The organism is Pseudomonas sp. ES1 (assembly GCF_050586605.1).
Taxonomy (GTDB): Bacteria; Pseudomonadota; Gammaproteobacteria; order Pseudomonadales; family Pseudomonadaceae; genus Aquipseudomonas; species Aquipseudomonas sichuanensis.
On sequence record NZ_JBOBDM010000048.1, the window covers coordinates 41,015 to 52,072 of the forward strand.

8 protein-coding genes are annotated in these 11,058 nt (G+C 65.7%); 7 read left to right on the forward strand and 1 reads right to left on the reverse strand.

Annotation, left to right across the window (positions count from 1 at the left end):
* Nucleotides 1-22 precede the first annotated feature (22 nt).
* The 3 genes from ACQ4N9_RS19305 (at nucleotide 23) to cycA (ending at nucleotide 5,176) form a co-directional block, all read left to right on the forward strand.
* Complete coding sequence (locus ACQ4N9_RS19305; RefSeq protein WP_390965977.1) at nucleotides 23-2,089, forward strand: TonB-dependent copper receptor; 2,067 nt, start codon at nucleotides 23-25, stop codon at nucleotides 2,087-2,089.
* A gap of 58 nt (nucleotides 2,090-2,147) precedes the next feature.
* Nucleotides 2,148-3,512 (forward strand): PepSY-associated TM helix domain-containing protein, encoded by a 1,365-nt coding sequence (locus ACQ4N9_RS19310; protein ID WP_390965975.1) that lies wholly within the window; start codon nucleotides 2,148-2,150, stop codon nucleotides 3,510-3,512.
* Nucleotides 3,513-3,760: 248 nt separating this feature from the next.
* Nucleotides 3,761-5,176, forward strand: a complete 1,416-nt coding sequence (cycA, locus tag ACQ4N9_RS19315; protein WP_390965973.1) for a D-serine/D-alanine/glycine transporter — start codon at nucleotides 3,761-3,763, stop codon at nucleotides 5,174-5,176.
* 211 nt (nucleotides 5,177-5,387) lie between these two features.
* Here the strand turns inward: cycA and ACQ4N9_RS19320 are convergent, their stop codons facing one another.
* Nucleotides 5,388-5,687, reverse strand: a complete 300-nt coding sequence (locus tag ACQ4N9_RS19320) for a hypothetical protein (protein ID WP_390965971.1) — start codon at nucleotides 5,685-5,687, stop codon at nucleotides 5,388-5,390.
* 529 nt (nucleotides 5,688-6,216) lie between these two features.
* Here ACQ4N9_RS19320 and urtA point away from each other — a divergent pair.
* From urtA to urtD, 4 genes are all read left to right on the forward strand, one after another.
* Nucleotides 6,217-7,482, forward strand: a complete 1,266-nt coding sequence (gene urtA / locus ACQ4N9_RS19325; RefSeq protein ID WP_390965969.1) for an urea ABC transporter substrate-binding protein — start codon at nucleotides 6,217-6,219, stop codon at nucleotides 7,480-7,482.
* 140 nt (nucleotides 7,483-7,622) lie between these two features.
* Nucleotides 7,623-9,110 (forward strand): urea ABC transporter permease subunit UrtB, encoded by a 1,488-nt coding sequence (urtB, locus tag ACQ4N9_RS19330; RefSeq protein WP_125860616.1) that lies wholly within the window; start codon nucleotides 7,623-7,625, stop codon nucleotides 9,108-9,110.
* Complete coding sequence (urtC, locus tag ACQ4N9_RS19335; RefSeq protein ID WP_390965966.1) at nucleotides 9,110-10,189, forward strand: urea ABC transporter permease subunit UrtC; 1,080 nt, start codon at nucleotides 9,110-9,112, stop codon at nucleotides 10,187-10,189. Before urtB ends, urtC begins: the two co-directional genes overlap by 1 nt.
* The gene (urtD, locus tag ACQ4N9_RS19340) at nucleotides 10,186-11,043 is read left to right on the forward strand and encodes an urea ABC transporter ATP-binding protein UrtD (RefSeq protein ID WP_347150733.1); all 858 of its coding nucleotides are present in this window, start codon (nucleotides 10,186-10,188) and stop codon (nucleotides 11,041-11,043) included. The genes urtC and urtD overlap by 4 nt, the downstream gene beginning before the upstream one ends.
* Nucleotides 11,044-11,058: the final 15 nt, after the last annotated feature.

Below are 11,058 nucleotides of genomic sequence, written 5' to 3' on the forward strand. Positions count from 1 at the left end.
CGACTGATCGACTGGAATCACTATGTCCGGCTGCACCCCTGTTTTTGCCCTTTCCCTGCGCGGGACCATCGCCCTGCTGTGCGGCTCCCTGCTCGCACCGCTGGCCGTGGCCGCCGAAACCGGCCACGAAGGCCACACCCACGACACTGCCGAGCTGAGCCCGACGGTGATCACCGCCATTGCCCCCAGCTCGCCACTGACCGTGGTCACCAACCCCAAGGACCCACGCCAGCCGGTGCCGGCCAGCGACGGCGCCGACTACCTCAAGACCATCCCCGGGTTCTCGGTGATCCGCGCCGGCGGCACCAACGGCGACCCGGTGCTGCGCGGCATGTTCGGCTCGCGCCTGAACATCCTCACCAACGGCGGCATGATGCTCGGCGCCTGCCCCGGCCGCATGGATGCGCCGACTTCGTATATCTCGCCGGAAACCTACGACCGCCTCACCGTGATCAAGGGCCCGCAAAGCGTGATCTGGGGCCCCGGTGGTTCCGCCGGGACCATCCTCTTCGAACGTGAACCGGAAAAGTTCGGCGAGCTCGGCAGCCGGGTCAACGGCAGCGTGCTGGTCGGCTCCAATGGCCGCTTCGACAAGGTGCTCGACGCCGCCGCCGGCAACTCGCTGGGATATGTGCGCTTCGTCGGCAACCAGTCGCACTCCGACGACTTCGATGACGGCAACGGCGACACCGTGCCCTCGCGCTGGGACAAGTGGAACGGTGATGCCACCGTCGGCTGGACCCCGGACGCCGACACCCTGCTGGAGCTGACCGCCGGCAAGGGCGACGGCGAGGCCCGTTCCGCCGGGCGCGGCATGGACGGCTCGCAGTTCAAGCGCGAAAGCCTCGGCCTGCGTTTTGAAAAGTCCAACCTCGGCGAGGTGCTCGACAAGGTCGAGGCGCAGGTCTACTACAACTATGCCGACCACGTGATGGACAACTACAGCCTGCGCACCCCGTCGGGCACCGGCATGATGGGCATGCCCATGGTCAGCAACGTCGACCGCCGCACCATGGGCGCACGGATCAAGGCCACCTGGCGCTGGGCCGACGTGCAGCTGATCAGCGGCATCGACGCACAGACCAACGAGCACCGCCAGCGCGGCGGCATGGGCATTGACGCGCACAAGGGCAAACCCTGGACCAAGGACGCCGACTTCCACAACTACGGCGCCTTCGGCGAACTGACCTGGTACGCAACCGGCGAAGACCGCCTGATCACCGGCGCCCGCCTGGACCGCGCCTCGGCCCGCGACTTCCGCAAGGCCAGCCCGACCGAGGGTGACACCCGTGCCGACACGCTGCCCAGCGGCTTCGTGCGCTATGAGCACGACCTGGCGGCAATCCCCGCGACCACCTACATCGGCCTCGGCCATGCCCAGCGCTTCCCCGACTACTGGGAGCTGTTCTCGCCCAAGCTGGCCCCGGCCGGCTCGGCGAACGCCTTCGACGGCATCAAGCCGGAGAAGACCACCCAGCTCGACTTCGGCATCCAGTACCAGGGCGAACGCCTGGAGGCCTGGGCCTCGGGCTACGTCGGCCAGGTGCGCGACTACATCCTGTTCGACTACCGCCGCAGCATGATGGGTGGCTACACCTCCCAGGCACAGAACATCGATGCCCGCATCATGGGTGGTGAACTGGGCGCGGCCTACAAGCTCACGGAAAACTGGAAGGCCGACGCCACCCTGGCCTACGCCTGGGGCAAGAACAGCAGCGACGGCAAGGCGCTGCCGCAGATGCCACCCCTGGAAAGCCGCCTGGGCCTGAGCTACAGCCGCGACGCCTGGAGCGTCGGCACACTGTGGCGGCTGGTGGCCGAGCAGAACCGCATTGCCGAGAACCAGGGCAACGTGGTGGGCAAGGACTACGACAAGAGCGCCGGCTTCGGCGTGTTCTCGCTCAACGGCGCCTACAAGATCAACAACAACCTCAAGCTCAGCGCGGGCGTCGACAACCTGTTCGACAAGGCCTACGCCGAGCACCTGAACCTGGCAGGGAATGCCGGGTTCGGCTATCCGGCGAACTCGACGCAGCCGGTGAACGAGCCAGGCAGGACCTTCTGGACCAAGGTCGACTTCAGCTTCTGACAACAACAAACGGGCGCGGGGCCTGACCGCGCCCAACTCAGGTCTACGGGAGGCTCCCATGAGCAAACCAAACGTATCGTTCTACAACCTGGCCTGGCGCTGGCATTTCTATGCCGGGCTGTTCGTCGCGCCGTTCATGATCCTGCTGGCGATCACCGGGATCATCTACCTGTTCAAGCCACAGCTCGACCCGCTGATGTACCGCGACTTGATGGTGGTCGAGGCCGGCCACCACCGGCAAAGCGCCGACACCCTGCTGGCCAACGTGCGCCAGGCTTATCCACAGGGGCATGTGGGCCAGTACCTGCCGCCGCTGGACGCCGAGCGCAGCGCACAGTTCGTGGTGCACGACGGCGGGCGCGAACTCAATGTGTTCGTCGACCCGTACAGCGGCAAGGTGCTGGGCGAGCAGGACGGCAAGCAGAACCTGCAAGCCATCGCCCGCGCCCTGCATGGCGAGCTGATGGTCGGCACGGTCGGTGACCGGCTGGTGGAACTGGCGGCGGGCTGGGGCATCGTCCTGGTCGTGTCCGGCCTCTATTTGTGGTGGCCACGCGGGCGCAGCAGCGCCGGGGTGCTGTGGCCACGCTTGAGCGCACGCGGCCGGTTGCTGTGGCGCGACCTGCATGCGGTCACCGGTTTCTGGGGCTCGGCCCTGTTGCTGCTGATGCTGATCAGCGGCATGACCTGGACCGGCCTGTGGGGCAAACAGTACGCCGACCTGTGGAACCGCTTCCCGGCGGCCATGTGGAACGACGTGCCGAAGTCGGACAAGCAGGCGGGCGAGCTGAACGACGCCCACCGCCAGACCGTGCCCTGGGCACTGGAAAACACCCCGATGCCGGTGTCCGGCGCGCATGCCGAGCACGCCGGCCATCACATGGCCGACCAGGCGCCCGCCGCGCCGCAGGTCAGCCTGCAGCAGGTCGAGGATGTCGCCACCCTGCGCCAGGTCGCGCCGGGCTACAGCATCACCTTGCCAACCACGGCCGACGGCGTGTTCACCATCGCGGTGTTCGCCGACGACCCGCGCAACGACGCCACCCTGCATGTCGATCAGTACACCGGCAAGGTGCTGGCCGACGTGCGCTGGCAGGACTACAGCCCGGTGGCCCGCGCCACTGAGCTTGGTGTGATGCTGCACGAGGGCAAGATGTTCGGGCCGCTGAACCAGATCGTCATCCTGCTGGTGTGCCTGATGATCCTGCTGGGGTCGGTGAGCGGGCTGGTGATGTGGTGGAAGCGCAAGCCCGCCAGTGGCCTGGGCGTGCCGCCGCTGCGCCATGACCTGCCGCGCTGGAAGACCGCGGTAGGGGTGATGGTGGTGCTGGGCGTGGCGTTTCCGCTGGTGGGGGTGTCGATGGTGGTGATGTGGGTGGTGGATAGCCTGGTGGTGAGGCGCCGGGTGATGGTTCGGGCTTGAGATTAGGTTGCCTGTACTGGCCCTATCGCTGGCAAGCCAGCTCCCACAGAGTTTGTGCAAGCCGCTGACTGTGGGAGCCGGCTTGCCGGCGATAGGGCCGGCACAGGCAACCATTGACCCAGGTCACAGGCAAGCCCCATCTGCACCGCCAACATCGTGTCGATCTGTCGCGCCCCCATCTGGAACGGGCGTGTTAGCCTACCCGGCTACCTCTGACAAGAAGACTGACCCTCAATGGAATGCAGCCTATGACCCGGACCTCCTCCACCCCTGCTGAAGACCAGCACCTGCAACGCAACCTGACCAACCGCCACATCCAGCTCATCGCCATTGGCGGTGCCATCGGCACCGGCCTGTTCATGGGCTCGGGCAAGACCATCAGCCTGGCCGGCCCGTCGATCATCTTCGTCTACATGATCATCGGCTTCATGCTGTTCTTCGTCATGCGCGCCATGGGCGAACTGCTGCTGTCGAACCTCAACTACAAATCGTTCATCGATTTCTCCGCCGACCTGCTCGGCCCCTGGGCCGGCTACTTCACCGGCTGGACCTACTGGTTCTGCTGGGTGGTCACCGGCATCGCCGACGTGGTGGCGATCGCCGCCTATACCCAGTTCTGGTTCCCCGACATGCCGCAGTGGATCCCCGCGCTCAGCTGCGTGGCGCTGTTGCTGTCGCTGAACCTGGTGACGGTGAAGCTGTTCGGCGAAATGGAGTTCTGGTTCGCCCTGATCAAGATCGTCGCCATCCTCGGCCTGGTGGTCACCGGCCTGTACATGGTCATCACCGGCTTCCAGTCGCCCGGCGGCGACACCGCGAGCCTGGCCAACCTGTGGAACGACGGCGGCATGTTCCCCCACGGGCTGATGGGCTTCTTCGCCGGCTTCCAGATTGCCGTGTTCGCCTTCGTCGGCATCGAGCTGGTGGGCACCACTGCCGCTGAAGCCAAGAACCCCGAGCGCACCCTGCCCCGGGCGATCAACTCGATCCCGATTCGCATCATCGTGTTCTACGTGCTGGCCCTGGTGGCGATCATGGCGGTCACCCCGTGGCGCGACGTGGTGCCGGGCAAGAGCCCGTTCGTCGAGCTGTTCATGCTGGCCGGCCTGCCGGCGGCGGCGAGCATCATCAACTTCGTGGTGCTCACCTCGGCGGCCTCGTCGGCCAACAGCGGGGTGTTCTCCACCAGCCGCATGCTGTTCGGCCTGGCCCAGGAAGGCGATGCGCCCAAGGCCTTCGAAAAACTCTCGCGCCGTGCGGTGCCGGCCAACGGCCTGTACTTCTCCTGCGCCTGCCTGCTGCTGGGCGCGGTGCTGATCTACCTGGTGCCCGACGTGGTCGAAGCGTTCACCCTGGTGACCACGGTGTCGGCGGTGCTGTTCATGTTCGTCTGGACGCTGATCCTGCTGTCGTACCTGAGCTACCGCAAGAACCGTGCGGCGCTGCATGCAGCGTCGAGCTACAAGATGCCCGGTGGGCGCTTCATGTGCTACGTGTGCCTGGTGTTCTTCGCCGGCATCCTGGTGCTGCTGAGCCTGCGTGACGACACCCGCCAGGCGCTGGTGGTGACGCCGATCTGGTTTGTGCTGCTGGCGGTGACTTATCAGTTTGTGCGCAGCAAGCGCCAGCCGCGTGCGGCGGTGGGTGAAGCCTCCAACCGCTGATCCAGCCAGAGACCTGATTTCGCAAGCGCGCGGCGCTCACTGTGGGAGCGGGTTTACCCGCGAAGAAGGCAACGCGGTGGATGGCACCGGCTTCGCCGGTGTTCGCGGCTAAAGCCGCTCCCACAGGTACCTGCTAAATCAGTAAGTCATGTGCAGCCCTGTAGGAGCGGCCTTATGCCGCGAATGGGCTGCAAAGCAGCCCCGGCGATTTTCAGCCTTGCTCAAACCCCACGAGCACGGCCTCGGCCAACGCCAACCCCTTCTCCAGCGAATTCTCCGTAGCCGTCAGCAAACTGCGCAACGGCTCCCCCGCCTTCTCCAATGCTGCTGCATTGGTTTCATACGCCGCCTTCAACGCCGCCACGGCGCACACCAGCGCATCCTCGCTATCGACCCCGGCATGCACCGAAAGCATCGGGGCGTGGGCGTGATTGCAGGTGCCGAAATGGGAACAGGCGGTAACGGGGCGGGGTTTGCAAATGGCGGGATTGACCCGCGATTCCGGGTTCATGACTGCACCTCTCGCTGAAGGGCATCGATGAGAGGTGCGCCAGCGACAGGCGCGAACGGTGGATCTGGAACGATCTTCTTGAGCATGGTGCGACTCCTTGCAGCTTTCTGAAGTGTCTCTCCGTGCCCACACGCCAATATGGGTGGACGGAGCCGTGCGGGTTGGCGTGCCGGTCAGAAGGCCCGGTGAGCCCGAAGGCTCCCGCACACGGCTCCGCCCATAACGGGTGCAACCATGCAGGACACGCGATCGCACAAGCGATGTGTCCGGTTCTGACAGCGGGACGCCAATCCCGAACCGCAGAAACTACTGCGGTGCGGCACGGTACTCAAGTACCGCTTATGTGTCAAAAGTGTTCACAGCCCCCAGGCCCCAATCCTGTGCAGGCCAATCCGACAAGCACCATCCTGGACGCCCCAAACGCCCCGATTCGTCGCACAACCGCGCTATCACAAGCCTTCCGCCGCTCGGCACAGCCTTTGCAATCTCCGACCTGCCAGCACCACAACCCTCACATCGGAGTGACCAAATGAAGCGACGCAGTCTGATCAAGGCCTTCACCCTCAGCGCATCGATCGCGGCGATGGGCCTGAGCTGGAGCATCCAGGCCGCCGAGACCATCAAGGTCGGCATCCTGCATTCGCTGTCGGGCACCATGGCGATTTCCGAGACCTCGCTCAAGGACATGGCGCTGATGACCATCGACGAGATCAACGCCAAGGGCGGGGTCAACGGCAAGCAGCTCGAAGCGGTGGTGGTGGACCCGGCGTCCAACTGGCCGCTGTTCGCCGAGAAGAGCCGCCAGCTGCTGACCCAGGACAAGGTCGCCGTGGTGTTCGGCTGCTGGACCTCGGTGTCGCGCAAATCCGTGCTGCCGGTGTTCGAAGAGCTCAACGGCCTGCTGTTCTACCCGGTGCAATACGAGGGTGAAGAGATGTCGCCGAACGTGTTCTACACCGGTGCTGCGCCCAACCAGCAGGCGATCCCGGCGGTGGAATACCTGATGAGCGAAGACGGCGGCGGCGCCAAGCGCTTCTTCCTGCTGGGCACCGACTACGTGTACCCGCGCACCACCAACAAGATCCTGCGCGCCTACCTGCACAGCAAGGGCGTGGCCGACAAGGACATCGAAGAGGTGTACACCCCGTTCGGCCATGCCGATTACCAGACCATCGTCGCCAACATCAAGAAGTTCTCCGCCGGCGGCAAGACGGCGGTCATCTCCACGGTCAACGGCGACTCCAACGTGCCGTTCTACAAAGAGCTGGCCAACCAGGGCCTGAAGGCCACCGAGGTGCCGGTGGTGGCGTTCTCGGTGGGTGAAGAAGAGCTGCGCGGCATCGACACCAAGCCATTGGTGGGGCACCTGGCGGCGTGGAACTATTTCGAGTCGGTGGATAACCCGGTCAACCAGAAATTCGTCGCCGACTGGAAGGCCTACGCCAAGGCCAAGAACCTGCCGGGGGCCGACAAGGCGGTGACCAACGACCCGATGGAAGCCACCTACGTGGGCATCCACATGTGGGCGCAGGCCGCCGAGAAGGCCAAGTCCACGGACGTGGACAAAGTGCGCGAGGCGCTGGCCGGGCAGAGTTTCAAGGCGCCGTCGGGATTCACCCTGACCATGGACAAGAGCAACCACCACCTGCACAAGCCGGTGATGATCGGCGAGATCCAGGATGACGGGCAGTTCAGCGTGGTGTGGCAGACCGAACAGCCGCTGCGGGCGCAGCCGTGGAGCCCGTTCATTCCGGGGAATGACAAGCGGCCTGACTATGCGGTGAAAGGTAACTGAGTGCATTGGGGCCGCTTTGCGGCCCTATCGCCGGCAAGCCGGCTCCCACAGGGACCGCGCCAGCCCTGAGCGCTTCACTGCACCTGTGGGAGCTGGCTTGCCAGCGATGAATCCACCGCCGATTTTCCAGGACTGCCCTTATGCTCAGATTCCTGCTCACCCTTCTGTTGCTGTTGCCCCTGGCAACACACGCCAGCGAGGGCGAATTCTTCCTCAGCGCCAAGCCCGCCGAACAGGCCAGCCTGCTCGAAACCTGGGCCGCACAACCCGATGCCGCGCGCCTGCCGCTGCTGGAAAACCTGCGCCAAGGCCGCATCGCCGAAGGCGACACCCGCAAGCTGCGCCTGAACAACCGCCTGCGCGGTCTGCTCGACAACACCCTGGCCAGCCACCAACTGCTCAGCGATCAGGCCGCGATCCGCCTGGCCGCCGCCCAGCAATTGCAAAAATCCGCGCAACCGGCGCAGATGGCCTTCCTCGACCGCCGCTTCGCCGCCGAGCCAGACGCCGCCGTCCACGCCGCCCTGGGCCTGGCCCTGGCCAACCTGCAACTGGGCGCCAGCGAACCTGCCGTGCGCCTGGCCGCCGTGCGCCTGCTGGGCGAAACCGGCGATCCGCTGGCCCGCACCCGCCTCGAAGCGCTGCTGCAACCGGACGCCGAAACCGACGCGGCCGTGCGCACCGCCGCCGAAACCAGCCTCGCCCAGGTGCAACGCAAACTGCTGGTGGGCGAACTGCTGGGCCAGGCCTTCAGTGGCCTGTCGCTGGGCTCGATCCTGCTGCTGGCGGCCCTGGGCCTGGCGATCACCTTCGGCCTGCTCGGGGTGATCAACATGGCCCATGGCGAGATGCTGATGCTCGGCGCCTACAGCACCTACATGGTCCAGGTGCTGCTGCAGCGCTACGCGCCGGGGGCGATCGAGTTCTACCCGCTGATCGCCCTGCCGGTGGCCTTCGCCGTCAGTGCCGGGGTGGGCATGGCCCTGGAGCGCACGGTGATCCGTCACCTGTACGGCCGCCCGCTGGAAACCCTGCTGGCCACCTGGGGCATCAGCCTGATCCTGATCCAGGCCGTGCGCCTGATCTTCGGTGCGCAGAACGTCGAGGTGAGCAACCCGGCCTGGCTGTCCGGCGGCATTCAACTGCTGCCCAACCTGGTGCTGCCCTACAACCGCATCGTCATCATCGCCTTCGCCCTGGCCGTGGTGCTGCTCACCTGGCTGCTGCTCAACCGCACACGGCTGGGCCTGAACGTGCGCGCAGTGACCCAGAACCGCAACATGGCGGCCTGCTGTGGGGTGTCCACCGGGCGCGTCGACATGCTCGCCTTCGGCCTGGGCTCCGGTATCGCCGGGCTGGGCGGCGTGGCCCTGAGCCAGGTCGGCAACGTCGGCCCTGACCTGGGCCAGAGCTACATCATCGACTCGTTCCTGGTGGTGGTGCTCGGCGGTGTCGGGCAACTGGCCGGCAGCCTCTGGGCCGCCTTCGGGCTGGGCATCGCCAACAAGCTGCTGGAGCCGCAGATCGGTGCGGTGCTCGGCAAGATCCTCATCCTTGCGCTGATCATTCTGTTCATCCAGAAGCGCCCGCAAGGCCTGTTCGCCCTCAAGGGACGGGTAATCGACTGATGAACCAGCCACTGCTTGTCACTGCCGCACAAAAGGCCGGGCCGCGGCTATCGCTGGCCCTCGGCGCCGCCGTGGTTCTGGTGTTGCTGGCCTTGCCGCTGCTGTCGCTGTTGCCCGACGGGCACGCGCTGCAGGTCTCGGCCTACACCCTCACGCTGGTGGGCAAGATCCTCTGCTATGCCATCGTTGCCCTGGCGCTGGACCTGGTATGGGGCTACGCCGGGCTGCTGTCCCTGGGCCACGGGCTGTTCTTCGCCCTCGGTGGCTACGCCATGGGCATGTACCTGATGCGCCAGGCTGCCGGCGACGGCCTGCCGGGGTTCATGGCCTTCCTGTCGTGGAACGAGCTGCCCTGGTACTGGGCCGGTACCCAGCACTTCGCCTGGGCCCTGTGCCTGGTGGTGCTGGCGCCGGGTTTGCTGGCGCTGGTATTCGGCTGGTTCGCCTTCCGCTCGCGGATCAAGGGCGTGTACTTCTCGATCATGACCCAGGCCCTGACCTTCGCCGGCATGCTGCTGTTCTTTCGCAACGAGACCGGCTTTGGCGGCAACAACGGCTTCACCAACTTCCGCACCATCCTCGGCTTCGACATCACCGCCCAAGGCACTCGCGCGGTGCTGTTCCTGCTCACCGTGATGCTGCTGTTGGCCAGCCTGTACCTGTGCTGGCAGCTCACCCGCAGCAAGTTCGGGCGCCTGCTCACTGCCGTGCGCGATGCCGAGAACCGCTTGATGTTCTGCGGCTACGACCCGCGTGGCTTCAAGCTGCTGGTGTGGGTGCTCAGCGCCGTGCTGTGCGGCCTGGCCGGGGCGCTGTATGTGCCGCAGGTGGGCATCATCAACCCCAGCGAGATGTCGCCGACCAACTCCATCGAGGCGGCCGTGTGGGTGGCCCTGGGCGGGCGCGGCACGCTGATCGGGCCGCTGCTCGGCGCCGGGCTGGTCAATGGCATGAAGAGCTGGTTCACCGTGGCGTTCCCCGAGTACTGGCTGTTCTTCCTCGGTGCGCTGTTCATCATCGTCACCCTGTACCTGCCCAAGGGTGTGGTCGGGCTTGTGAAGAAAAGGAGCCAGCCATGAGAGGCGTGCCCCCGGTGCATCCTGAATTCATGTTGGAACCGGTGTTCGACCAACTGGGCGCCGGCCGTGACGCCATCGGCCTGGGCCAGGCGCGCAAGGCCGGGCTCGATACCCGCCATGGCACGGTGCTGAGCCTGGAGGACATCAGCGTCAGCTTCGACGGCTTCAAGGCGCTCAACGGGCTGAACCTGTACATCGGCGTGGGCGAGCTGCGCTGCATCATCGGCCCCAACGGCGCGGGCAAGACCACGATGATGGACGTGATCACCGGCAAGACCCGCCCCGACAGCGGCAGCGCCTACTTTGGCGACACCCTCGATTTGACCCGCATGAGCGAATACCAGATCGCCCAGGCCGGGATCGGCCGCAAGTTCCAGAAGCCCACGGTGTTCGAGGCACTGACGGTGTTCGAGAACCTGGAGCTGGCCTTGAAGGCCGACAAGTCAGTGTGGGCCAGCCTGGCGGCGCGCTTGAGTGGCGAGCAGCGCCAGCGCATCGACCAGGTGCTGAGCACCTTGCGCCTGCTGCCATTGGCCCAGCGCCCGGCCGGGTTGCTGTCCCACGGGCAGAAGCAGTTTTTGGAGATCGGCATGCTGCTGGTGCAGGAGCCGCAGTTGTTGCTGCTGGACGAGCCGGTGGCGGGCATGACCGACGCCGAGACCGAGTTCACGGCCGAGCTGTTCAGGTCGCTGGCAGGCACCCATTCGCTGATGGTGGTGGAGCACGACATGGGCTTCGTGGGCAGCATTGCCGACCATGTGACGGTGCTGCACCAGGGCAGTGTGCTGGCGGAGGGGTCGCTGGCGCAGGTGCAGGCGGATGAGCGGGTGGTCGAGGTGTATCTCGGGCGCTGATCGGGTTTTGATTTT

Coding starts and splice junctions, on each gene's coding strand:
- ACQ4N9_RS19305 (WP_390965977.1), top strand. CDS start 23: ATGTCCGGCTGCACCCCTGTTTTTGCCCTTTCCCTGCGCGGGACCATC.
- ACQ4N9_RS19310 (WP_390965975.1), top strand. CDS start 2,148: ATGAGCAAACCAAACGTATCGTTCTACAACCTGGCCTGGCGCTGGCAT.
- cycA (WP_390965973.1), top strand. CDS start 3,761: ATGACCCGGACCTCCTCCACCCCTGCTGAAGACCAGCACCTGCAACGC.
- ACQ4N9_RS19320 (WP_390965971.1), bottom strand. CDS start 5,687: ATGAACCCGGAATCGCGGGTCAATCCCGCCATTTGCAAACCCCGCCCC.
- urtA (WP_390965969.1), top strand. CDS start 6,217: ATGAAGCGACGCAGTCTGATCAAGGCCTTCACCCTCAGCGCATCGATC.
- urtB (WP_125860616.1), top strand. CDS start 7,623: ATGCTCAGATTCCTGCTCACCCTTCTGTTGCTGTTGCCCCTGGCAACA.
- urtC (WP_390965966.1), top strand. CDS start 9,110: ATGAACCAGCCACTGCTTGTCACTGCCGCACAAAAGGCCGGGCCGCGG.
- urtD (WP_347150733.1), top strand. CDS start 10,186: ATGAGAGGCGTGCCCCCGGTGCATCCTGAATTCATGTTGGAACCGGTG.